General features: G+C 59.8%; 21 protein-coding genes. 14 read left to right on the top strand and 7 right to left on the bottom strand.

The window, feature by feature from the left end; all coding sequences use genetic code 11:
* Positions 1-267: 267 nt before the first annotated feature.
* A complete protein-coding gene (locus MTP42_RS13985) occupies positions 268-921 on the bottom strand; it encodes an ECF transporter S component (RefSeq protein WP_143405763.1) in 654 nt (217 codons plus the stop codon).
* Positions 922-1,139: 218 nt separating this feature from the next.
* Here MTP42_RS13985 and pdxR point away from each other — a divergent pair, with 218 nt between their 5' ends.
* Positions 1,140-2,576, top strand: coding sequence for a MocR-like pyridoxine biosynthesis transcription factor PdxR (gene pdxR, locus MTP42_RS13980; protein WP_249257592.1), 1,437 nt, complete (start codon positions 1,140-1,142; stop codon positions 2,574-2,576).
* Here the strand turns inward: pdxR and MTP42_RS13975 are convergent.
* On the bottom strand, positions 2,483-3,295 hold the full coding sequence (locus tag MTP42_RS13975) for a hypothetical protein (protein WP_249257591.1): 813 nt from the start codon (positions 3,293-3,295) through the stop codon (positions 2,483-2,485). The two genes, pdxR and MTP42_RS13975, sit on opposite strands and share 94 nt — an antisense overlap.
* Between MTP42_RS13975 and MTP42_RS13970 the strand changes: the two genes are divergently transcribed.
* On the top strand, positions 3,275-4,519 hold the full coding sequence (locus MTP42_RS13970; protein ID WP_442899470.1) for an alanine/glycine:cation symporter family protein: 1,245 nt from the start codon (positions 3,275-3,277) through the stop codon (positions 4,517-4,519). The two genes, MTP42_RS13975 and MTP42_RS13970, sit on opposite strands and share 21 nt — an antisense overlap.
* A 54-nt stretch (positions 4,520-4,573) precedes the next feature.
* Here the strand turns inward: MTP42_RS13970 and MTP42_RS13965 are convergent, their stop codons facing one another.
* Positions 4,574-5,857 (bottom strand): NAD(P)/FAD-dependent oxidoreductase, encoded by a 1,284-nt coding sequence (locus MTP42_RS13965; RefSeq protein ID WP_249257590.1) that lies wholly within the window; start codon positions 5,855-5,857, stop codon positions 4,574-4,576.
* 223 nt (positions 5,858-6,080) lie between these two features.
* Here MTP42_RS13965 and MTP42_RS13960 point away from each other — a divergent pair, with 223 nt between their 5' ends.
* From MTP42_RS13960 to dnaJ, 7 genes are all read left to right on the top strand, one after another.
* The gene (locus MTP42_RS13960) at positions 6,081-7,562 is read left to right on the top strand and encodes a sensor domain-containing diguanylate cyclase (protein WP_249257589.1); all 1,482 of its coding nucleotides are present in this window, start codon (positions 6,081-6,083) and stop codon (positions 7,560-7,562) included.
* A gap of 102 nt (positions 7,563-7,664) precedes the next feature.
* Entirely contained in the window at positions 7,665-8,717 is a 1,053-nt protein-coding gene (locus tag MTP42_RS13955; RefSeq protein ID WP_227622228.1) for a Fic family protein, read from the top strand.
* Positions 8,718-8,824: 107 nt separating this feature from the next.
* On the top strand, positions 8,825-9,367 hold the full coding sequence (locus tag MTP42_RS13950; RefSeq protein WP_005934668.1) for a stage V sporulation T C-terminal domain-containing protein: 543 nt from the start codon (positions 8,825-8,827) through the stop codon (positions 9,365-9,367).
* Between the two features lie 184 nt (positions 9,368-9,551).
* Entirely contained in the window at positions 9,552-10,625 is a 1,074-nt protein-coding gene (gene hrcA / locus MTP42_RS13945) for a heat-inducible transcriptional repressor HrcA (RefSeq protein WP_249257588.1), read from the top strand.
* Positions 10,622-11,251, top strand: coding sequence for a nucleotide exchange factor GrpE (grpE, locus tag MTP42_RS13940; protein WP_156182169.1), 630 nt, complete (start codon positions 10,622-10,624; stop codon positions 11,249-11,251). Before hrcA ends, grpE begins: the two co-directional genes overlap by 4 nt.
* A 102-nt stretch (positions 11,252-11,353) precedes the next feature.
* A complete protein-coding gene (gene dnaK, locus MTP42_RS13935; protein WP_005934665.1) occupies positions 11,354-13,183 on the top strand; it encodes a molecular chaperone DnaK in 1,830 nt (609 codons plus the stop codon).
* Between the two features lie 116 nt (positions 13,184-13,299).
* A complete protein-coding gene (gene dnaJ, locus MTP42_RS13930; protein WP_097773189.1) occupies positions 13,300-14,469 on the top strand; it encodes a molecular chaperone DnaJ in 1,170 nt (389 codons plus the stop codon).
* A 68-nt stretch (positions 14,470-14,537) separates the two neighbouring features.
* Here dnaJ and MTP42_RS13925 read toward each other — a convergent pair whose 3' ends face one another.
* Entirely contained in the window at positions 14,538-16,034 is a 1,497-nt protein-coding gene (locus MTP42_RS13925; RefSeq protein WP_249257587.1) for a glycoside hydrolase family 25 protein, read from the bottom strand.
* A gap of 363 nt (positions 16,035-16,397) precedes the next feature.
* Here MTP42_RS13925 and MTP42_RS13920 point away from each other — a divergent pair, with 363 nt between their 5' ends.
* Positions 16,398-17,456, top strand: a complete 1,059-nt coding sequence (locus MTP42_RS13920) for a PTS transporter subunit IIC (protein WP_154277124.1) — start codon at positions 16,398-16,400, stop codon at positions 17,454-17,456.
* Positions 17,457-17,559: 103 nt separating this feature from the next.
* Here MTP42_RS13920 and MTP42_RS13915 read toward each other — a convergent pair whose 3' ends face one another.
* The 3 genes from MTP42_RS13915 to MTP42_RS13905 form a co-directional block, all read right to left on the bottom strand.
* Complete coding sequence (locus tag MTP42_RS13915; protein WP_249257586.1) at positions 17,560-18,048, bottom strand: NUDIX hydrolase; 489 nt, start codon at positions 18,046-18,048, stop codon at positions 17,560-17,562.
* Between the two features lie 76 nt (positions 18,049-18,124).
* Positions 18,125-18,712 carry an RICIN domain-containing protein gene (locus tag MTP42_RS13910; protein ID WP_035394617.1) on the bottom strand — a complete coding sequence of 196 codons (588 nt, stop codon included), beginning with the start codon at positions 18,710-18,712 and terminating at the stop codon, positions 18,125-18,127.
* A 100-nt stretch (positions 18,713-18,812) separates the two neighbouring features.
* Complete coding sequence (locus MTP42_RS13905; protein ID WP_249257585.1) at positions 18,813-19,760, bottom strand: hypothetical protein; 948 nt, start codon at positions 19,758-19,760, stop codon at positions 18,813-18,815.
* Between the two features lie 434 nt (positions 19,761-20,194).
* Between MTP42_RS13905 and MTP42_RS13900 the strand changes: the two genes are divergently transcribed.
* The 4 genes from MTP42_RS13900 (at position 20,195) to MTP42_RS13885 (ending at position 21,939) form a co-directional block, all read left to right on the top strand.
* The gene (locus MTP42_RS13900; protein WP_005934654.1) at positions 20,195-20,377 is read left to right on the top strand and encodes a hypothetical protein; all 183 of its coding nucleotides are present in this window, start codon (positions 20,195-20,197) and stop codon (positions 20,375-20,377) included.
* 137 nt (positions 20,378-20,514) lie between these two features.
* Positions 20,515-21,036 (top strand): nitroreductase family protein, encoded by a 522-nt coding sequence (locus MTP42_RS13895; protein WP_005934653.1) that lies wholly within the window; start codon positions 20,515-20,517, stop codon positions 21,034-21,036.
* Between the two features lie 8 nt (positions 21,037-21,044).
* Positions 21,045-21,536, top strand: a complete 492-nt coding sequence (locus MTP42_RS13890; RefSeq protein WP_097773195.1) for a GNAT family N-acetyltransferase — start codon at positions 21,045-21,047, stop codon at positions 21,534-21,536.
* A 103-nt stretch (positions 21,537-21,639) separates the two neighbouring features.
* Positions 21,640-21,939 (top strand): YerC/YecD family TrpR-related protein, encoded by a 300-nt coding sequence (locus MTP42_RS13885; RefSeq protein WP_005934651.1) that lies wholly within the window; start codon positions 21,640-21,642, stop codon positions 21,937-21,939.
* The last annotated feature ends 10 nt before the right edge of the window (positions 21,940-21,949 follow it).

Here is a 21,949-nt window from a genome sequence, read left to right as displayed (position 1 = left end):
CGTTTCCACAAGGGAACGGCGAATTTTTTGTGCAAATCGGCGTTAGGACGCTCGATTCATGGAAAGGCCGTGAGCTTGCAGCGTCCAACACGGGACATTTTTTTGATATTTTACTTCCGCTGTATGGTGATTGTTCTTGCTTGATATGAAAATACCCCCAGAGTACGCAGAGTTTTCTTTTTACTCTGTCTACTCTAGGGGTAGCATATCATGTTGAGGATACAGGCCGGGGGCTTTCCATATATGCGTCAGAAAGAGATGAGAGGCTTACTTTTTTTCGCCCTTGGGCAGCAGACCGGCGCGCTCCAGAGCCGGGCGCAGGGCCAGATACAGGATGACCACGCAGATGGTGGAGGCTACGCTGTTGATAAAGGTGACACCACCGGCGATCTTGGACAGGGCCTGTGCCACGGTATACTCCTGGCCAAAGATGTAAATGTTGCGGAAATAGCCCAGGAACGGGTCGGTGATGACGTTCAGCAGCAGGCCGGAGCCGCCTGCCACGATGACCTTGAGCAGGTAGCCCTTGCTGTGGCGGTCGAGATCGCGCAGCTTGAACACCTTGTGGGCCACGGCACCGCAGGTGATGCCGATGATGAACTTCAGCACAAAGGTGGTCACGGCATAGCCCGGGTCACCGGCCAGGATATCGGCCAGAGCCAGACCGATCGCACCGGCCAGACCGCCGGAAACGCCGTCCAGCAGCAGGGCGGTCAGGGCGGTGAAGGTGTTGCCCAGATGGAACGAGGAGCCGCCGTAGAACGGCACACGGAAGAACAGGTATGCCACCAGGCTCAGCGCGGCCATAACGCCGGTCAGGGCCAGCTCCTTGGTGGTAAAGGTGCGCTTGTACAGCACACTGCCGAACAGGATGACAACGATCACCACAGCCAGCAGCAGCCACATTGCAGTTGTAGACATGATTTTTCCCTCCATATTTTTTCAGGGCGAACCCCCTCCATCCTGCTCTGCAGGATCGTTCGCCCGTTTCAAAGTTACTTACCCATAAAACCACTTGACATTTGGGTGTGTGGTTGGTATGCTCCTATTATACGCGAAACTGGCACCATGAAAATACCCAGAATAAAGTTTTTTTATGGGGTCAGTTTGGCAAAGCATCCAAAAAGGGGAGGGGTCTTATGTTTCATCTGACAACTGCACTGGATGCCGCCAGCGGGGTGCCGCTGTACGAGCAGCTCTATGAGAGCCTTGCCGCCGAGATGCGCAGCGGGGCCATTCCGGCGGGCACCCGGATGCCCGGCAAGCGGCGGCTGGCGGCAGAGCTGTCGGTTTCTGTCAACACGGTGGACGCGGCATATCAGATCCTGGCGACCGAGGGCTACATGGAGCCACGGGAGCGCAGCGGCTTTTATGTACAGGAATATCTTGCCCTGCCCACCCGGCCCGAGGAAGTGCCGCCCCCGGTGTCTGCCGCTCCGCCGGAAGCGGCCGAGCCGCCCGTCCGGTTCGATCTGTCCACCCGGGGCGTGGACCCGGGGCTGTTCCCGTTCCGCACCTGGGCCCGGCTGCAGAAAGAGCTGCTCTATTCCTCGCCCCAGCTGCTGACCCATGGCGATGCACAGGGGGACGTGGAGCTGCGGCAGGCGCTGGCGGACTATCTGGAGGAATACCGGGGCGTGCGGTGCACCGCCGAGCAGGTGGTGGTGGGTGCCGGTATGGAGTATCTGCTGAGCCTGTTGGCCCCGCTCCTGCCCGGCAAAACGGCGGTGGAAAACCCCGGCTACCAGCGCGCGAAGCAGGTGCTGGAAAACAACGGCGTGGCGTGCTGCTGCCTGCCTGTGGATGCGGACGGCCTTTCTGTTGAGGCATTGTCCGGCTCGGGTGCGGCGGTGTGCTATGTCACGCCCAGCCACCAGTTTCCCACGGGCGTGACCATGCCGGCGGGCCGCCGCACGGAGCTGCTCCACTGGGCATCCCGCTGCCCGGGCCAGCGGTATATCATAGAGGACGATTACGATTCGGAGTTCCGCTTTGATACCCGCCCCCTGCCCAGCCTGCAGGGCATGGCCGGGGCCGACGGCCCGGTGGTCTACCTCTCCACCTGCTCCCGCAGCCTGGCCCCCGGCATCCGCATCGCCTACATGGTGCTGCCCCGGCAGCTGCTGCCCGCCTGGCGGGCAAAGTACCGGATCTATTCCGGCACCGTCAGCCGGTTTGAGCAGCAGACCCTGGCCCGCTTCATCCGCGAGGGCTACTTTACCCGGCATCTTGCCCGGGAGCGCGTGGCCTACAAGGCCCGGCGGGATGCTCTGGCTGCCTCTCTGCGCGCTGCTTTTGCGCCGGACGAGCTGACCCTGACCGGCCTGCACACCGGCCTGCATCTGTTGGCAAGTCTGAAAAATGCCCCGCCGGATGCCGCCCTTCACGCCGCCGCAAAGGCGCAGGGCGTGGCCCTGAGTCTGCTGAGCGATTATGACCTGACCGGCGGGGAACAGGATTTTTCCGGTACGTTTGTACTGGGCTATGGCTCCCTGAGCGAAACATCGTTCCCAGAGGCGGGCGAAACGCTGAGGAAGGTCTGCACCACCGCCCGGGAAGCGTCTGTGACCGTGTAAGTGCCCGCTTTTGCATCCCACGCCCCGGGCAGGGCCTCGGCGTGGGGGAGGGCGCTGTTGTTGGCCAGAAACTCCAGGATCGTGCCCAGCAGGGTATAATCCTGCGCCGCAAAGTCGGTGAGCAGGGCCGTGCTGCTGGCCCGCAGGGCATCCGGCAGGGTGGCGGGCAGCAGGGCGAGGTCCTGCCGGAAAAAGGCTTCCCATACTGCCGCCCGGGCGGCGGCCCGGCGGGCAGGCGGCAGGGTGCCGTCCGCATCCCAGCCGGAGAGCAGAGCGTGGGCCTCCTTGGCCGAAATGCTCTGCACGGCGGCGGAAAGCCCGGTTTCGGCCAGCTCATCGGCAGTCAGTGCCCCCGAAAACCCCACCCGCACCGGCCCGTAACGGGAAGCAGTCTTTTCCAGCACGGCGGGGGACAGCGCCAGATAAAGCATATCCTCCGGCAGGCCCAGCACCTCCAGAAGCGCCTGACGGCACCGGGCGGGCCCCGCCGCTCCGTAGCAGTGGGCAAGGCTGGCAGTCTCTCCGTTGAAGGGAACCGTCAGCTCCCCCGGCACAGCCAGCAGGTTCAGACTGTTCTGGGCGGCGTTCAGGTAGACCAGCAAAAAGCCCGGCTGCTCTCCGGCGGTGCAGAGAAGCAGGGTCATCCGGTGCTCGGCCCGGGGCAGCTGGATGGGCACCCCGCTCTGGGGCTGGGCGGTCTGGATGCGGGTACGCACCATCTGCCGGGTGAGCAGGACTGTGCCGCCCACACGGACGATGAAGCCATCAGCCAGTTCCAGAGCCTTTGCACGGCGCTGGCGGCGACCATCGGCACCGGCAACATCGTGGGCGTGGCGGCGGCCATTCTGGCAGGCGGGCCTGGGGCTGTGTTCTGGATGTGGGTCATGGCCCTGCTGGGGATGATGACCAGCTATGCCGAGAACGTGCTGGGCATCTGCTACCGCCGCCGGGATGCCGCCGGAAGATGGTGCGGCGGGCCCATGTACTATCTGGCCGAGGGGCTGGGCGGCGGCTTTGGCCGGGCACTGGCGGTGCTGTTTGCCTGCTTTTGCGTGCTGGCCAGCTTCGGCATGGGGAATATGAGCCAGATCAACTCCATTGCGGGCAATCTGCAGGCGGTGTTCCGGGTGCCGCCGGTGGCAACGGGCATCGTACTGGCCCTGCTCACCGGGCGGGTCATACTGGGCGGGCTGAAGCGGGTGGCCGCAGTCACGGAGGCCATCGTCCCGCTCATGGCCCTGTTCTACCTGTTCGGGGCGCTGACCGTGGTCTGTGTCCATTGGGCGGCTGTCCCGGCGGCATTCGCGGCCATCTTCCGGGGGGCGTTTGGCTTGCAGGCCGCCGGGGGCGGGGTGCTGGGTTACGGCATGGCCCGGGCCATCAGCTGGGGATTCAAGCGGGGAGCCTTTTCCAACGAAGCAGGACTGGGCGCGTCGGTGCTGGTGCACTGCGCGGCCAACGTGGAGGAGCCTGTCCAGCAGGGAATGTGGGGCATGTTCGAGGTGTTTGCAGATACCATGGTGGTCTGCACCCTCACGGCTCTTGTGGTACTCACCAGCGGCCTTGTGGATCTGGATACCGGCGCGGCCCTGACCGGCGTGGAAGGCTCTGCACTGGTGGGGCAGGCCTTTTCCACGGTGTTCGGGGCGTTCGGGCCGCAGTTCATCGCGGTGTCGGTCCTGCTGTTTGCCTATTCCACTACGCTGGGGTGGAGCCATTACGGCACCCGGGCAGTGGTGTATCTGCTGGGGGAGCGTGCCGCTGCAGGATATAAACTGGTATTTGCGGCCATGGTGCTGGTGGGTGCTGTGATGAAGCTGGATCTGGCCTGGGCGCTCTCCGATACCTTCAACGGCCTGATGATGCTGCCCAATCTTGTGGGCGTAGTGGGGCTTTCGGGGGTGGTGGTCCGGGAGACACAAGCGTATCTGAAACGAAAATGACCCTCTCCGTCCCTGCAGTCTGTCTGTCAGATGCGGGATGGAGAGGGTCATTCTTTATCGCTTCTTTTTATTCAGCTTCGGGGCAGGCCGCTTCAGGCTCCGCACCGCGTCACGCCCGGCGGCGATGCCGCTGCCAAAGGCCCAGTGCAGGTTGAAGCCGCCGCAGCTGCCGGCGCAGTCCAGCGTTTCACCCACAAAGTAAAGGCCGGGGCAGCCCTTGAACTGGAAGCTGGGGGTCACTTCGGTCAGGCTCAGGCCGCCGCCGGTGGTCTGGGCCTGCTTCCAGCCGCAGGGGGTCAGGCCCTCGAACAGCCAGTGCTTGGCCGCGTTGGCCAGCACCTGCCAGGCGGCATCCGGCAGGGTGTCCACCGGTTTTTCAGGCAGCTTTGCCGCTGCCCACAGGGCGCGGCCCAGCTTGGGATTGAGCAGACCTGTCCAGAAATCCGCAGGTGCCTTGCCCGGCAGCAGGGGCACCCGGGCCGCAAACAGGGCGGTCAGGGCAGTCTCATCCAGCATGGGGAAGAGGTCCAGCTCAACGGCCGGGCGCTTTGGCCCCCGCCCCGGGGCCAGATGGCCGGACAGCTGCATGATGCAGATACCCGAAAGCCCGTAGTCCGTGAACTGCACCTCGCCGTTTTCCACGGCTACGGTGCAGTGGCGGTCGAGGTCCAGCAGGGTGGCAGCGGCCTTGGCCCGGATGCCGGCCAGAGATCGGTTGGGCTTTGCTGTCTGCAGGGCGGTCAGGCAGGGGTACAGCGGCTCCAGCTTTCCGCCGCACTGGGCGGCGAATCGGGTGCCGAAGCCGTCGGTGCCGAACTGCGGCCCGGCATTGCCGCCCATGGCGCAGATGACGGCATCGGCCCGCAGGGTCTGGTCCTGACCCTCGGCATTCTCACACAGGATGGTGTAGCCGCTGCGGTTCTGGCTCAGGGTCTGCACAGTGCAGCCGGTACGCACCTCCACGCCCAGCCGGGCAAGGTGGCCTTCCAGCAGGGCCAGCACGTCTGCGGCCTGGTTGGAGTAGGGGTACACCCGCCCGGCCTCATCGGTGCGGGTGTACAGGCCCAGCGCCGCGAACCATTCCAGCGGTGCGGCGGCATCCACCGCGGCCAGCAGGGGCCGCAGGGCGGCGGGGTCAGCGGTGAAATACTGCTCCGGTGCAATGCCGGTGTTGTCCAAATTGCAGCGGCCGTTGCCGGTGGCCAACAGCTTTTTGCCGCACCTGGGGTTGCGGTCCAGCACCGTCACCCGCACTGCACCTGCCGGGGCAGACTGGGCGGCGGCCAATGCGGCGGCAAGGCCCGCTGCACCGCCGCCCAATATCACGATCTGCTGCATAAGAGCACCCCCTCAGAAATCCATACATTTTATTATAACATACACAGCAGCAAAAGGATAGAAGAATGCCCCAAATTTGCAGCGAATAATCTTTGACGAAAGCCTTGACAGAAAAAGCAGAATTTGGTAGTGTTGATTCGACGGAATTGCGTGGTTTCGCAGGCTGTGGAAATGCGGCCGGAAAAGGGCAGAGAGTTGGGACTCTGCTGAGGAGAAGCTGAATATGTGGAAGAAAAAAGAAAGATGGACGGCAGCTGCGCTGCTGCTGGCGATGGTCGTGGTGACAGGTCTGTGCTGGTACATCCTGTACATCCGGCAGCAGTTCTATGACGAAGGCACCCGCAACCTGCTGGAGACCTATGAGCAGGTGGATAAGGCGTTTACCATCTTCAGCCGGAGCAACTGGAACATGCTGAACGAGTGGGGCAAGAGCCTGCAGGCTGCCAATGAGGAGGGCCTGGCGGAGGAACGCCTGCGCAGCTATGAGGCCGAGCGGGAGATCTGGCGGTACAGCAGCGTGTATCTGTTCAATGAAAACTGCGAATATTGGAGCATCCGGGGCAAGCATGAAAAAGTGGATCACCTCTGGACGGCCTTTGAGGAGATGTACCGCACCGGCAAGCCTACGGTGTCCAGCTACATCATGCGGAGCGGGGAGCGCCGGGTGGTATACTCTGCGCCCATTGCGCCGGTGGAGATCGACGGCACCACCTACACCAGCCTTGCCGTGAGCTATCGGAATAAGACCATAGAGGAATTGATCGGCGGCAGTGCTTACGGTGGCCAGAGCGACTGCTACATCATCCATCCCGATGGCGATGTGATGCTCTCGGAGGAGCCCAAGAGCGAGATCGAGGACTGGATGGACAACCTGTTCGACTACCTGCAGAAGTATGCGCAGGTGGATGCGGGCACACTGACCCGGGCCCGGCAGGACGTGGCAGAGGGCCGCAGCGGCAGCCTTTCCTGCTGGCTTGAGGGCAAGAGCTATTATCTGGTCTACCAGCCTGTGGGCTTTCAGGATCTGTCCATTGTGGGCATCGTCGGCCGTGACGTGGTGGACAGTGGAATGCGGAAGATCCAGAACGCCACCATCCTGCTGCTGGCTGGGCTGTTCTTCTGCGCAGGCATCGTGCTGGTGCACGGTGTCCGCATCGATGCCCGCCTGCGCGTGGAGGAAAAGGAGCGCGCCCTCCGGCAGGAAGAGGAGGCCCGCCAGCAGATGGAGGACCTGGCCAACACCGACGGCCTGACCGGACTGTATAATGAACGCTATTTTGACGCATTGTTGAAAGAAAACGAGCTGAACAGGACACCGTTTGTCCTGTTCTACCTCGACCTTGACCGTTTCAAGCCTGTGAACGACCGTTACGGCCACGATGTGGGCGACCAGCTGCTCAAGGAGGTGGCCAGCCGCCTGCGGGGCTGCGTGCGGGAGAGCGATGCGGTGTTCCGCATCGGCGGGGATGAGTTCGCCCTCATCGTCAACGGAGCCGTAACGGAGGGGTTCTGCAAGAGCCGGGTGGAAAAGATCAAGGCAGCCATCCGGGAGCCTTACCGCCTGAAGGATGCAGAGGTGCAGGTTGGCACCAGCTGCGGCTGTGCGGTCTACCCCTGCGACAGCGACGATGTACGTGCCATCCGCATCCTGGCTGACCACCGGATGTATGAGGATAAGCAGCGCTCCGGCCGGAGCTGCGAGTGACGAGAACGATAAAAGATTTCTCCCAGTTTCTTGTGCTTTCTCCCAAAATGAGCGTATAATTGGGAGAAGGAAGAACGGGCTGGGAGAAGAAATGGGTGAATCATGCGTACATTTGATTATAAAAAGATTGCAGAATACTCCTGGGATAATGAGGTCTTGTCTTATGTTGCGAAGATCCATGAATGCAAGGGGCGGCAGGAACTATATCTGAAACAAAGGCCCGCTGAATTGGAGCGGCTGGTGGAGATCGCAAAGATCCAAAGTACAGAGTCCTCCAATCGGATCGAAGGAATCATCACGACCAATGCACGCCTGAAACAGCTGGTTGAAGATAAAACGACTCCACGTAACCGGGACGAAATGGAGATATTGGGATATCGGAATGTTTTAAATCTCATCCACGAGAACTATGCCTATATTCCGGTAGAGCCGGGGTACATCCTGCAACTGCACCGTGATCTGCTGAAATATACGAATTTGACCTATCGAGGACATTTTAAGACTACACCCAATGAAATCGATATGACCCTTCCCAGCGGGGAACGCCATGTGCTGTTCCGCCCGCTGGAACCATACGAGACACCGGGTGCTGTGGAGGCACTTTGCTGCACTTATCAGGATGTGCTGCACAGAGAACTCGTTGATCCCCTGCTTTTGATCCCCTGTTTTATCTTGGATTTTCTCTGTATCCATCCTTTCAATGATGGTAACGGCAGAATGAGCCGGCTGCTGACCCTTTTGATGCTGTATCAGAATGGATATGTTGTGGGGCAGTACATCAGCATTGAAAAAGCAATTGCAGAGACTAAGGATGAGTACTATGCAGCATTGGCGCAGGCTGATCAGCACTGGCATGAGGAGGAAAATGACCCGACACCGTTCATCAAATATATGCTGGCGGTGATCTGCTCCTGTTATCAGGATTTTGAGCAGCGGGTCGATCTGGTTGGCGGGGGACAGAAGCGCGTGACGGCGTACGAACGAGTGCGCAGTTATGCGATGGAAAGGCTGGGAGCCTTTACAAAACAGGAGGCCGCAGAGGCCTGCCCGGGCTTTGGTACAAGCTCGATTGAAAGCGCGCTGAAAAAACTGACAGAGGAGGGCGTTCTGAAGAGGATCGGCGCGGGCAGAAAGACGCAGTATGTGCGCAGGTAAGGCTCCGGCCGGGGCTGAATGAATAATTCCCTTCCTGTTTCCACAGAATAACCATACTTCACAGAAATCTGGAAGCAAAACCGGAACATGGAAAGGAAGGGAACCTTATGAAAGCAACCGGCATCGTGCGCCGCATCGATGAGCTGGGGCGGGTGGTCATCCCCAAGGAGATCCGCCGCACCCAGCGCATCCGCAGGGGAGACCCGCTGGAGATCTTCACAACAGGGGACGGCGAGGTCATCTTCAAAAAGTATTCGCCCATGGGGGAACTGAGCGGGGTGACGGCCCAGTATGTGGATGTGCTGAGCAAGTGCTTTGCCCTGACGGCCTTTGTCTCAGACCGGGACCGCATTCTGGCGGCATCCGGTGCGGGCAGGCGGGATCTGGCAGACCGCAGCGTGAGCCAGCCGCTGGAAAAGCTGATGGACAGCCGCAAGCCCTACCAGAGCGATGGCAGCCCCGAAAAGGCATTGCTGCCCTGTGAGGGCTCACCCCGGGCGCTGCTGTGCGCTGTGCCCATCATTGCGGCGGGGGATGTCACCGGCAGTGTGGGCCTGCTCACGGAGGACCGCACTGCCCAGCCCGATGCCGCCCAGCTCAAGGCGGTGAACGTGGCGGCGGCATTTCTGGCAAAGCAGATGGAGGAATGATCTATTATATAGGAGAGCCGCCGCAGGGCGGCTCTTTTTTGTGCGGCCTTTATGACAGAATTATGAATCTTTCAAAACTTTTCTGAGAAGCTATTGACAGCGCCGCAAAATTGGATATAATGGTCTTAGCACTCAGGGAGAATGAGTGCTAAAGAACGAAAAGCGAACGAAGGAGGCAGGCGCTATGACGATGGATGCACGCAAGCAGCGTGTCTTGCAGGCGATCGTTGCGCTGTATGGCCTCGAGGGCGAGCCCGTGGGCAGCAGTGTGCTGGCAAACTACTTTGATATGGCAGTTTCCAGTGCCACGCTGCGCAACGAGATGGCCGCGCTGACCAAGCTGGGTCTGCTGGAGCAGCCCCACACCAGCGCAGGCCGTGTCCCCAGTGCCAAGGGCTACCGTTATTATCTGGATCATCTTCTCACCGATGACCAGCCGCTGGACCGTGTGACCCGCGCCCGTGTGGACGCGGTGTTCGCAAGCCTTGACCACGAGCCGGAAAAGCTGGCACAGGGTGCCGCCAAGGCGCTGGCCTCCATCAGCGGCTGCACCGCCGCCGTCAGCACTCCCTGTGCTGAGGATCTCTGCATCGCCCACTACGAGGTGGTGCAGGTGGGCCGCAGTGCCGCAGCGGTGCTGGCTGTGACCACTGCCGGTTATGTCCGCACCCGTGTGGCGCGGGTCCGCACCGGTCTTTCCCGGGAAAATGCAGCGGCGCTTGCCGCCCTGCTCAACCGGAACCTGACCTTTGTGGCTCCTGTTGATCTGTCGCCCCGGCTCCTTGCAGAGCTGTGCAGCCAGATCAGCCCGGAGCTGGTGCCGGTGATCAGCGCCGCCGCCGCCATCCTGCAGGATTCCACCCAGCCCCATGTGTATCTGGGTGGTGAGCAGTACCTGCTGGACTGGCCTCAGCTGGACGGCAAGGTGGGCAGCATCCTGAGCCTGCTGAACGACGAAGAGCAGGCCGCCGCCCTCATTGCACCCCCGGCAGAGCAGAGCGAAAGCATCCTGCTGGGCGAGGATCTGGAACCTCAGATCCCCGGCCTGTGCATCGTGAGTGACCGGTATCTGGTGGGCGGAGGCCTCTGGGGCTCCGTGGCCCTCATCGGCCCCACCCGGATGCCCTTCCAGAAGCTGATGCCGCTGCTCCACACCTTTGCCGATCAGCTTGGCGAAGGAATGAGCGGCAAACGAAAAGATACCCCGCAGGCAGCCGCACCCCGGCGGACTGTGATCTATAAGGAGGACCTGGAATGAGCGAAGAAACAAAAAAGACCCCGCAGGCAGAAGAACCTGCCGTGGAGCCCAACACCGCCGAGCAGGCCGCCCCGGAAACTGCACCTGAGCAGGAAGCGGCTCCCGAGACGAACGCTGAAGCGGCAGACCCCAAGAAAAAGGATGGCTTCTTCAACAAGAAGGCCCGGGAGCTGGAGGCTGTGAAGGCAAAGCTGGACGCGGCTGAGAAGAATGCCAATCAGGCCAAGGATCAGCTGCTGCGGATGGCCGCCGAGTATGAGAACTACCGCAAGCGCTCCACCCGTGAGGCTGACCAGAAGTTCAACGACGGCGTGTCCTTTGCCGTGAACCAGATCATCCCCATTCTGGATACGCTGGAGATGGCGGCCAACGCCCCCACCACCGACGAGAATTACAAGAAGGGCGTGACCATGACGCTGGACAAAGCCGCCAAGGCGCTGAATGCCCTCCATGTGGAGGAGATCGAGGCGCTGGGCAAGCCCTTTGACCCCAACTTTATGAATGCCGTGCAGCAGATCCCCGCCCCCGATGGGCAGGAGAGCGGCACCGTGATCACGGTTTACCAGAAGGGCTACAAGCTGGGCGATAAGATCGTCCGCCATGCCACCGTTGTTGTGGCAGAGTGATTTTGCAAGACCCCGCAAGGGTTTTCAAATATAACATCCGCTTGGTAACATTTGAGCATCACATAAACAAAAAACGTTCTGAATTTGAGAGGAGCTTTCATTATGAGTAAGATCATTGGTATCGACCTTGGTACTACCAACAGCTGCGTGGCTGTTATGGAGGGCGGCGAGCCCGTTGTTATCGCAAACTCTGAGGGTGCACGCACCACCCCGTCTGTTGTCGGCTTCACCAAGACCGGCGACCGTCTGGTGGGTCAGGTCGCAAAGCGCCAGGCCATCACCAACCCTGAGAACACGGTGGCTTCCATCAAGCGTTATATGGGCACCGACCACAAGGTGACCCTGAACGGCAAGGAGTACACTCCCCAGCAGGTCAGCGCTATGATCCTGCAGAAGCTGAAGGCAGATGCTGAGGCTTATCTGGGCGAGACTGTCACCGATGCAGTCATCACCGTTCCTGCATACTTCAACGACAGCCAGCGTCAGGCAACCAAGGACGCAGGCACCATTGCCGGCCTGAACGTCAAGCGTATCATCAACGAGCCCACTGCCGCATCTCTGGCATACGGCATTGATAAGGAAGAGGACCAGAAGATCATGGTCTACGACCTGGGCGGCGGCACCTTCGATGTCTCCATCATCGAGATGGGCGACGGCGTGACCGAGGTTCTGGCCACCAACGGTGATACCCACCTGGGCGGCGATGACTTCGACCAGCGCATCATCGACTGGATGGCAGATGCGTTCCAGAACGAGAACGGCATCGACCTGCGCAAGGATAAGATGGCTGCACAGCGCTTGAAGGAAGCTGCTGAGAAGGCAAAGATCGAGCTGTCCAGCGCAATGAGCAGCCAGATCAACCTGCCCTTCATCACTGCTGACGCTACCGGCCCCAAGCATCTGGATATGACCCTGACCCGCGCAAAGTTCAATGAGCTGACCGCTGATCTGGTCGACCGCACCATGACCCCTGTCCGCAAGGCTCTGCAGGATGCAGGCCTGCGTCCCTCTGACCTGAAGAAGGTTCTGATGGTCGGTGGTTCCACCCGTATCCCCGCTGTCTACGATGCAGTCAAGAAGGAACTGAACTGCGAGCCCTTCAAGGGCATCAACCCCGATGAGTGCGTGGCTGTGGGTGCTGCCATCCAGGGCGGCGTTCTGCAGGGCGATGTCAAGGGCCTGCTGCTGCTGGATGTCACCCCGCTGAGCCTGGGCATTGAGACCCTGGGCGGCGTGTGCACCAAGATCATTGACCGCAACACCACCATCCCCACCCACAAGAGCCAGGTGTTCTCCACTGCCGCTGATAACCAGCCCTCTGTTGAGATCAACGTTCTGCAGGGCGAGCGTGAGTTTGCCCGCGACAACAAGAGCCTGGGTGTGTTCCACCTGGATGGCATTGCTCCGGCTCCCCGTGGTGTGCCTCAGATCGAAGTCACCTTCGATATCGATGCAAACGGCATCGTGAAGGTCAGCGCGAAGGATCTGGGCACCGGCAAGGAACAGAACATCACCATCACCGCTTCCACCAATATGTCCAAGGAAGATATCGACAAGGCTGTGAAGGAAGCTGAGCAGTTTGCTGCCGATGATAAGAAGAAGCGTGAAGAGGTCGATATCCGCAACGGTGCTGATCAGATGGTGTTCCAGACTGAGAAGATGCTGAAGGAGAACGGCGACAAGATGCCCGCTGACGTGAAGAGCGAAGCTGAGGCAAAGCTGGCCGACCTCAAGACCGCTGTTCAGTCCGGCTCCATCGATGAGATCAAGGCAAAGCAGGATGAGCTGAGCCATGTCTTTGAGAAGATGTATCAGGCTGCCGCTGCTGCCCAGCAGGCCGCAGGCGCACAGCCCGGCCCCGATGCTGGCGCAAACAACCAGCAGAAGCCCAACGATGACGGCGTTGTGGACGCTGACTTCAAGGAAGTCTAAGTTCTGACACAAACGGCAGATGCCCGGCCAAACCGGCGGGCAGGCGTGCCGGATAAAAGCAAAAGCCGCTCCGGTTTTGCCGGGGCGGCCTTTGCTGGTTTTATAGAGGTATGGTTATGGCACAGGAAAAGCGCGATTACTACGAAGTGCTGGGAGTATCCAAAACGGCCACCGATGCGGAGATCAAAAAGGCTTACCGCAAGCTGGCCATGAAGTACCACCCGGACTACAACCCCGGCGATAAGGATGCCGAGGAAAAGTTCAAGGAAGTCAATGAAGCCAACGAGGTGCTTTCGGACCCGAAGAAGCGCCAGCTGTACGATCAGTACGGCTTTGCCGGTGTTGACCCCAGCTATGCAGCCCAGAACGGCGGCGGCGCGGGTGGCTTCAGCGGCTTTGGCGGCGATGGGGTCGATCTGGGCGATATCTTCGGTGATATCTTTGGCGGCGGTTTCGGCGGCTTTGGCGGCTCTGCCCGTCAGGCAAACCCCAACGCCCCCCGCAAGGGTCAGGATATCCGTGTGCGGATCACCCTGAGCTTTGATGAGGCCGTGCATGGCTGCAAGAAGAACATCACCATCACCCGCCAGCAGGAGTGCACGGAGTGCCATGGCAGCGGCTGCGCCGCCGGCAGCAGCCCCGAGACCTGCCCTGACTGCGGTGGCCGCGGCTATGTCATCCGGCAGCAGCGCACTCCCTTTGGCGTGATGCAGACCCAGCAGCCCTGCTCCCGCTGCGGCGGCAAGGGCAAGCTGGTCAAGAACCCCTGCAAGGTCTGCCACGGCAGCGGAAAAACTGCCGCCAGGAAAACGCTGGAGGTGTCCATCCCCATGGGCATCGATGACGATCAGAGCTTTGCACTGCGCGGCATGGGCGATGCCGGTGTCAACGGCGGCCCTGCCGGTGATGTGATCGTGATGGTCACGGTCCGGCCCAGCGAGGTGTTCCAGCGCGACGGCTATGATGTCTGGGTCACGGTGCCCATCACCTACAGCCAGGCGGTTCTGGGCGACAGCATCACCGTGCCTTCCATTGACGGCAAGGTGGAGTACACCGTGCCCGAAGGCACCCAGAGCGGCACCACCTTCCGCCTGCGCGGCAAGGGCATCCAGTATCTGAACGGCCGTGGCCGGGGCGATATGTACGTCAAGTGCGAAGTGGAGATCCCCAAGAAGCTGAACAAGGCCCAGCGCGATGCCCTGAAGAAGTTTGAGGGCACCCTGAAAGAAGAGAACTACGAAAAGCGCAAGGGCTTCTTCAAGAAGTTGAAGGATATGTTTGCTTAAAAACATAAGTCACATCAAAAAAGAGCGAAGATTCAGTTGAATCTTCGCTCTTTTTGTTTGCAGTCAGATCAGCCCATATAGCTGATGTTCACATCGATCTGGCCGCCGTAGCCGGGGATGCGGGCGGTGCAGGTGCCCTGCCACATATTGCAGGCAATGGGGCTGGAGGCCACGTTGTAGTGGGCGTTCCAGATGTAGTAGTTGGACAGCTGGCTCATATCCAGCCGCTTGCGGAACCAGGTGGTGGAGGCGTACACGCCGGGCTTGTAGCCCAGTGCCTTGACCTCTTCGCAGAAAGCCACAGCACACTTGGTGCGGTCTTCCACGCCCAGACCATCGGCACGGCCATTGCCTGCACCGGAAGCCTCGGTATCAAAGTAGATGGGGTAATCGAGCTGGCGGCCATTCAGCACATAGACGCAGGCCTGTGCTTCCTCGCGGGCCTCGTTCTCGTTGACAGCCTGGCTGAAGCAGTAGATGCCCACCCGCAGCCCGGCGTTGCGGGCGTTGGTGAAGTGCTCCTCAAACTTGGGATCCTGCACCAGGGCACCGGAGCCGTAGCCGCGGTAGCCGATACGGATGATGGCAAACTCCACACCTGCCGTTTTCACCTTATCCCAATCGATGCTGCTCTGGTACTTGGAAACATCGATGCCGAAAGTGGCGGGCTGCTGCACGCCGGAGGCATCAAAATAATAGAGCTTGTTGTCGATGCTCTGGATGCCGGTGACGGGCTGGTGGGTGTTCTGGTCATAGTAATAGGTCTTGCCGTTTTCGGTGCGCCAGCCGGAATACTGGGGCGTTTCTTCCTCATCCTTGCCGAAGAAGAATTCCCACAGCCACTGCAGCAGGCCGTTTTCACCGGTCAGGCAGGCGGGGTCGATGCTCTCTTCGTCCAGCGTGCCGTTGTCCAGTGCATCCCGGATCTCCTCGGGGGTCAGCAGAACGGTGCCGTTGATATCCTTGATCTGAGCCTCGGCCAGCATCTCCTCGCCGTTCTCGGAAGCGGCAGGCGCTTCCTCAGCTACGGGGGCGGTCTCCTCCGTTTCGGGCAGGATGGCGGCCTCCTCAGGAGCGGCCATCGGGTCCTCGGCAGCCAGCGCCTCAGTCTCTGTCAGGAAGTGGGGGAAGGAGTTCTCGTTCTCGATCTCCGAAGCATCCCCGGCCATGGGGTCGGCGGGTGCGGCTTCCGGTTGCACAGCGGGCTCCGCAGCGGGGGCAGTGCTCTCTGCCGGGGCGGCGGTGTTCTCTGCCTTGGTCACGGGTGCGGCAGGGGTGCTGGCTGCGGCCTGCTCCTGAGAAGAAGCGCTCTCCTCTTGCTGGGTGCTCTCGGCCTTTGCCTCGCTCCTGTCACTCTTATGATCGAATTTGGGCAGAGTCACTCTGCCCTCAGTCTGCAAGGCGGCGGGCTCGACCGTCAGGCCCGCAGGCTGGGATGCCAGCAGAAAGGTGGTGCCCGCACCGCCAATGGTGATGGCTGCCGCCATCACAAGGCACGCAACAGCCTGGCCGATGCTGCGGCCGGTGCCGTTCTTGCTTGATTTTTTGAAAGATGTTGGTTTCATGCCGCTTGCTCTGCCTCCAAGCTGGACCGGGCAGGATACACGAACTGCACCGGCCCGCCAATATAGTCTCGCATAATTGCGGATAAAGCTATTTTTACTCTCCCAGTATACACCCAAACCCGTGTCGCCGTCAATCAGTTCGCTGTGCTCCGGCATCGCGTCAGGCAGAAAAATCGGAAAGAAAAACACGCTCCACAGTAAAAACGAGCAGGAAGGCAGAATCATTGCATCCAAAGCTGTGAAATTTGTCGCTTTGGACGAAAAACGCGGCCTCCTCTTGCTGTCTTGACAGGTGTATGGTATGATACTTGACACGGAAAGCTCCCGCGCAATGGGCCGGGAGAGAAAGGTTAGGAAGAGTCTATGTCAAGTGTAAAGGACTTTTTGAAGCGGAAGGATATCGTTATCACTCCGCAGCGTTATCTCATCGAGGCTCTGGGTGCCATGGCACAGGGCCTGTTCGCCAGCCTGCTGATCGGCACCATCATCAAAACGCTGGGCCAGCAGACCGGGCTGGAGGTGCTGGTCGATCTGGGCGGCTATGCCTCGGCCATGAGCGGTCCGGCCATGGCCTGCGCCATCGGCTGGGCACTGCACTGCCCCCCGCTGGTGCTGTTCAGCCTGATCACTGTGGGCTACTCGGCCAATGCGCTGGGCGGCGCAGGCGGCCCGCTGGCTGTCCTGATCATTGCCATTGTGGCTGCTGAGATGGGCAAAGCCGTGAGCAAGGAGACCAAGGTCGATATCCTTGTTACCCCGCTGGTGACCATTTTTGTGGGCGTGGGCCTTTCCATGCTCATCGCGGCTCCCATCGGTGCCGCCGCCAGCCAGGTGGGCACCCTGATCATGTGGGCCACTGAGCAGGCCCCGCTGGTCATGGGCATTCTGGTGTCTGTCATCGTGGGTGTGGCGCTGACTCTGCCCATCTCCTCTGCCGCCATCTGCGCGGCTCTGGGCCTGACCGGTCTGGCGGGCGGCGCTGCTGTGGCAGGCTGCTGCGCCCAGATGGTCGGCTTTGCCGTGATGAGTTATAAGGAGAACGGTGTGGGCGGCCTGGTCAGCCAGGGCCTGGGCACCAGTATGCTCCAGATGGGCAATATCATCAAGAACCCACGCATCTGGATCGCCCCCACGCTGGCCTCGGCCATCACCGGCCCGCTGGCGACCTGCCTGTTCCACTTTGAGATGAACGGCGCGGCGGTCTCCTCCGGCATGGGCACCTGCGGTCTGGTGGGCCAGATCGGCGTGTACACCGGCTGGGTGAACGATATCGCCGCCGGCACCAAGGCCGCCATCACCCCCATGGATTGGGCTGCCATGGTCCTCATCTGCTTTGTTCTGCCCGCAGTCCTGAGCGTTCTCTTCTGCGAGATCGAGCGCAAGCTGGGCTGGATCAAAGAGGGCGATCTGAAGCTGAACTAAACTCCATCCGTCATCGCTTACGCGATGCCACCTCCCTCAATGAGGGAGGCTAAAAGGCTCCCTCTCCGAGGGAGCTGGCACGGCAAAGCCGTGACTGAGGGAGTTATAAAGGGTTCCCGTCCAACACGGCTTCAGCCAGCGTATCATCTTCATATCGGAGTTTGAGCGAGAAAAAGGGTCTGTCCTCCTCGAGCAGGCGGAAGAAGATCTTGTCGCCCTCCCAGATGGGCAGCTGCTCCACCTGCTCCTTGGGCACCCATTCCAGAATGCCCTCGTTCCGGGCGGCATCCTTTACCAGTGTGCCTGTCCAGGCATCGGCGGTGTAAAGGAACATGTATTCGGTCAGCTCGCCCAGAAGAAAGGTCACTACGCCCCGGCAGCGGTAGGAGGTCAGGGTGAGGCCGGTCTCCTCCTGCACTTCCCGCAGCAGGCAGTCCTCCGGGCTTTCAAACGGCTCAAACTTGCCGCCCACGCCGATCCATTTGTCGTGGTTCAGGTCGTTCTTCTTGGTCACGCGGTGGAGCATCAGGTAGGCATTATCCTGTTCCAGATAGCACAGGGTGGTGTTGCGCATGGGAAATTTGGGTTCCATCTGCAATTCTCCGTTTCTGTCAGCATTACAAAAAGCGTCCCACAGGGAGCCCCCTGTGGGACGCTTTTATCGTTTCTTATTTCCGTGCGGCCCGGCCTTTTCCGGCGTTGTTCAGCTTCCGCACCAGATCATTCTGGTGTTTGCGCTGGGAGGGCGTGGGCTCCGGGTCCCGCTTCTCCTCGGCACGGGCGTTGGTCTGCGCGGTGTCGGGGTCAACGCGCACCAGGTTCCATTCCTGATTGCCGCCCGAGACGTAATTCCAGATCTGGGCCTGTGCACCGTTGGAGGTGTTCATGCCCACAAGGTCGATGTACTTGTCGGCCAGCACATTGCGGATGCGAGTGCGGCCGTTCCGGGTGGACTCCAGCTCCCAGCACTGGCTCAGCCCGCTGGTGCGGCCCCACTGGTGCAGCCAGGTGCCCTCGACCACGCCGCCCAAGGCCAGATCGATGAACTTGCCCGTAAAGCGGTTCCTGATCCGCCAGCGTCCCTCGCCGGCATCCACGAACTGCCACTGCTGCCACGGATGCCCGGCGTAGTCCCACAGACGGATGGCCGCGCCGTTCTCCGTGTTGAAGTTCTTGATCTCCAACACCTTCCCATTGGGTGCCTTGATGAGGTAAAACTCATTTTCCAGTAAAACGACCTGAGATGCCTTTGCCATACGTCCGTGTCTCCTTTCCGGTAAAATCTGGTTTGACGCTTCTATTATAGCGGATTTTCCGGTGCGCAACAAGATTGATTCTTGACGAATTTTTTTCTTTTTATTGTGCATTTTGCACTTTCCGCAGCTTTCGACAGAGCCACGGCCCGGCGTACCACAGCACCAGACAGACAAGCCCGATCAGCCGGATCTGCGTGTTGGTGCAGTGGGTGTTCAATTCCAGCCCGATGCCGAAGGAAAGGAGATTGGCAGACAGCGCATAGAGGATGGGGTGAGGCTTTTTGCCCTCCGGCCAGGGCAGATACCGGTTGTAGACAAAGGCTTCCACGGAGAACACCAGCACCTCCAGTGCAAAATAAAGGAAATTGCCCCACATCGGCCCGAGATAGAGCGTGCCGTAGCACAACCCGAGGTTCAGGATGATCTGCGTGGCAAGGTTGACCTTGCCGATGAGATCGCGCTGGGCGGGGCCGCGCAGCCCGAAAAGCAGGATGCCCCACGTCAGCTCTAAAATCAGGGTGATGAGCACCCGGGCGGCAAAGGAGGAAAGGATGTCGGAATCGTTGCGGTTGTGGTAGACCCGCAGGCCGTCTTGGGAATCGAGAAGCACCTGCCACTCGCTGGAAAAGGCATAGCGCTCCACCGGCTCCTCGCTGCGGTAGAATGTACCAGTCTCTATATTATAGAGCAAAACATAGAACTTGTTGGGCGGGTAGTAGCCCCAGACGAACTCTGCATCGGCATCGCCGGGGTATTCCTGAAAATAGCCCAGAAAGTAGTAGCCCTCGGGGGCGGGGTAGTTCCGGAAGGCCTCCCAGGCCTCCCGGGAACCCATCCGCTCCCGGTAGTCTGCCGGGGCGGTCCAGGGGCCGTTGAGAGCTGTATTGCCCAGCAGGGTGACCGCATAGCGTTGGCCCGGCGTGTAATAGAGCTTGAGCGTGACCGAGGGCTTGGGGCCCATGTCCGCAAAAACGGGCAGGGAAAGGGCCAGCACCAGCAGGGCCGAGAGGAAAAAAGCAAAAATTTTTTTGCGAAAAATTTTCTTCATGGCGGTGTCCTCACTTCAAAAAACAAAAAATTCCGACACGTCTTTCCTTAACCTGTAAACGTATGAAAAACAGCTGTTATTGCAGGGCGCTCTGCACAAAATTGCAGATGGAGCTTTGTGCACCATTTCCTGTTTTTCTTACAAGTACAAAACGCCTGTTTTCGGCCTCTTTCAGGGCAGAATATGAACAATTTGTTTCCGGCTCACGGCCAATTCAGGACACTGACTTCACATTTATAAAGCAAAGCGAACTTTACCGCTTTATTTACATGAACAAAACGGCTTTCAAAAGAAGCTTTAATTTGTTTCACGTTTTTGGATATTGACTTTATATCAAAACTGCGGTATAGTAAGAATGCGGAGAGCGGAAAACGCCCCGCCGACACTTGAGCTTCAGGCGTAAGCCTGTGAGAAAAATATAGGAGGTTTGACTTATGTACTATTACATTCTGGGTTGCGGCATTGCTTGTCTGGTTCTGTTCGGCATCAACAGCATGGATACGGTGGATGTCAAGCCGGCCGAGATCCTGGGTAAGGTCATTCTGTGGCCCGTTGCCCTGATGGAAGCAGTTGTTCGTTACAGCTCCACGCATCACAACATCAAGACCGCGCTGTAAAACATCTCGTTCCAAACCAACGAAGAGCAATCAGGCGGCTGCGCTTTCAAAAAGGAAGGCGCAGCCGCCTTTTTGTTTTGCACTTTACGGCGTTGTATGGTACAATAACACCAGAACTTTTAGGGAGGGAAATTGCTATGACCAATGAGACCTTACATACCCTTGAGACCCGCCGCAGCTGCCGCGCCTACAAGCCGGAGCAGATCACGAAAGAGGAGCTGGAAGCCGTTCTGCGCGCAGGCACCTTTGCCCCCAGCGCCATGAACCGCCAGAGCGCAAAGATCGTGGTGGTGCAGGATGCCGAGACCCGCGCCCAGCTCACCCGGATGAATGCTGCCGTGATGGGCAACACGGGCGACCCCATGTACGGTGCCCCCACCATTCTGGTGGTGCTGGCGGATGCCAACGCCCGCTGTGGCGTGCAGGACGGCAGCCTTGTGATGGGCAACCTGATGAACGCTGCTGCCGCCATCGGGTTGGGCAGCTGCTGGATCAACCGCGCAAAGGAAGAGTTCGAGACCGAAGAGGGCAAGGCCCTGCTGAAGAAGTGGGGCATTGAGGGAGACTATATCGGTGTGGGCCACTGCATTCTGGGCTACCCGGCAGAGGAACCCCGGCCCGCCGCCCCCCGCAAGCCGGATTATATCGTATACGCATAAGGAGCACTATGAAACCCGATTACAAGCTGGTCGCAAAGGCCAAATACATTCACGCCAACGCTGACCTTGCCAGTGAGATCTGGCACGAGGTCTACAAGCGCTATTACCCTGCAAAGCAGCTGGACACGCTGGTGGAAACGCTGCAGAGCGCCGATGCCATTGAGGCGGATATCGACAACGATGTGAACTATTTCCTCGTGGTGCTGGGCGGCAAGACCATCGGCTACTTTGCCTGGAAGATGGAGAACACGGCCCTGCACCTGCTCCACCTCTACCTCAAGCCCGAGTACCGGGGCAAGGCACTGGGCCGGGATATCCTGGCCACCTGCGAGCGCCTGGCCCGGGGTGAGGGTCGGGGCCGCCTGTACTGCGAGGTGCACACCAAGTGCCTGCCGGTGCTGCAGTTCTTTAAGACCAAGGGCTACCGCGTGCTGGGCCCCGCCGAGGCAGAAGCTGCGGGCATTTCCATGCAGCTGACCACGCTGGAAAAAATGCTGTAAATTTCCCGTTGATTTTTTGCCGCGTTTGCACTACAATAAAGTAGTGTATTGAAGTGCCCCGCGCGGGCCAGACCCAACCTGAACGATAGGGGAGGAACAAGCCATGGCAAAAGATCATCCCACCGGAGAGTCCGGCCTGTATTCTGCATTGCTGGAGCTGAAAACGCCTGAGGAGTGCTACCGCTTTTTGCAGGATGTGTGCAGCTACGCCGAGCTCAGTGCAATGGAGCAGCGGTATAACATCGCGGAAAAGCTGGTCAACAAGCAGAGCTATACCAGCATCATGGGCAACATTGGTGCGTCCAGCGCCATCATCAGCCGGGTGAGCCGGGTCATCAGCAAGGATGACAGTGTGCTGCGCCGCCTGCTGGAAGAAAAGGCGGAACAGCCCGCCGAAGAATAACACGGACCGC

The sequence above is a fragment of the Faecalibacterium sp. I2-3-92 genome, from assembly GCF_023347315.1.
Classification (GTDB): domain Bacteria; phylum Bacillota; class Clostridia; order Oscillospirales; family Ruminococcaceae; genus Faecalibacterium; species Faecalibacterium duncaniae.
Note: the sequence above shows the minus strand (reverse complement) of the source record. Positions and strands in the feature narration are given on the sequence as shown.

What these genes read in the sequence shown, in the direction of transcription:
- MTP42_RS13920 (WP_154277124.1), top strand. Translation starts at nt 16,398, where the DNA reads ATGTCAAGTGTAAAGGACTTTTTGAAGCGGAAGGATATCGTTATCACT.
- MTP42_RS13925 (WP_249257587.1), bottom strand. Translation starts at nt 16,034, where the DNA reads ATGAAACCAACATCTTTCAAAAAATCAAGCAAGAACGGCACCGGCCGC.
- MTP42_RS13900 (WP_005934654.1), top strand. Translation starts at nt 20,195, where the DNA reads ATGTACTATTACATTCTGGGTTGCGGCATTGCTTGTCTGGTTCTGTTC.
- hrcA (WP_249257588.1), top strand. Translation starts at nt 9,552, where the DNA reads ATGACGATGGATGCACGCAAGCAGCGTGTCTTGCAGGCGATCGTTGCG.
- dnaK (WP_005934665.1), top strand. Translation starts at nt 11,354, where the DNA reads ATGAGTAAGATCATTGGTATCGACCTTGGTACTACCAACAGCTGCGTG.
- MTP42_RS13960 (WP_249257589.1), top strand. Translation starts at nt 6,081, where the DNA reads ATGTGGAAGAAAAAAGAAAGATGGACGGCAGCTGCGCTGCTGCTGGCG.
- MTP42_RS13950 (WP_005934668.1), top strand. Translation starts at nt 8,825, where the DNA reads ATGAAAGCAACCGGCATCGTGCGCCGCATCGATGAGCTGGGGCGGGTG.
- MTP42_RS13975 (WP_249257591.1), bottom strand. Translation starts at nt 3,295, where the DNA reads ATGGTGCGTACCCGCATCCAGACCGCCCAGCCCCAGAGCGGGGTGCCC.
- MTP42_RS13910 (WP_035394617.1), bottom strand. Translation starts at nt 18,712, where the DNA reads ATGGCAAAGGCATCTCAGGTCGTTTTACTGGAAAATGAGTTTTACCTC.
- MTP42_RS13965 (WP_249257590.1), bottom strand. Translation starts at nt 5,857, where the DNA reads ATGCAGCAGATCGTGATATTGGGCGGCGGTGCAGCGGGCCTTGCCGCC.
- MTP42_RS13890 (WP_097773195.1), top strand. Translation starts at nt 21,045, where the DNA reads ATGAAACCCGATTACAAGCTGGTCGCAAAGGCCAAATACATTCACGCC.
- grpE (WP_156182169.1), top strand. Translation starts at nt 10,622, where the DNA reads ATGAGCGAAGAAACAAAAAAGACCCCGCAGGCAGAAGAACCTGCCGTG.
- MTP42_RS13905 (WP_249257585.1), bottom strand. Translation starts at nt 19,760, where the DNA reads ATGAAGAAAATTTTTCGCAAAAAAATTTTTGCTTTTTTCCTCTCGGCC.
- MTP42_RS13885 (WP_005934651.1), top strand. Translation starts at nt 21,640, where the DNA reads ATGGCAAAAGATCATCCCACCGGAGAGTCCGGCCTGTATTCTGCATTG.
- MTP42_RS13895 (WP_005934653.1), top strand. Translation starts at nt 20,515, where the DNA reads ATGACCAATGAGACCTTACATACCCTTGAGACCCGCCGCAGCTGCCGC.
- pdxR (WP_249257592.1), top strand. Translation starts at nt 1,140, where the DNA reads ATGTTTCATCTGACAACTGCACTGGATGCCGCCAGCGGGGTGCCGCTG.
- dnaJ (WP_097773189.1), top strand. Translation starts at nt 13,300, where the DNA reads ATGGCACAGGAAAAGCGCGATTACTACGAAGTGCTGGGAGTATCCAAA.
- MTP42_RS13985 (WP_143405763.1), bottom strand. Translation starts at nt 921, where the DNA reads ATGTCTACAACTGCAATGTGGCTGCTGCTGGCTGTGGTGATCGTTGTC.
- MTP42_RS13955 (WP_227622228.1), top strand. Translation starts at nt 7,665, where the DNA reads ATGCGTACATTTGATTATAAAAAGATTGCAGAATACTCCTGGGATAAT.
- MTP42_RS13915 (WP_249257586.1), bottom strand. Translation starts at nt 18,048, where the DNA reads ATGGAACCCAAATTTCCCATGCGCAACACCACCCTGTGCTATCTGGAA.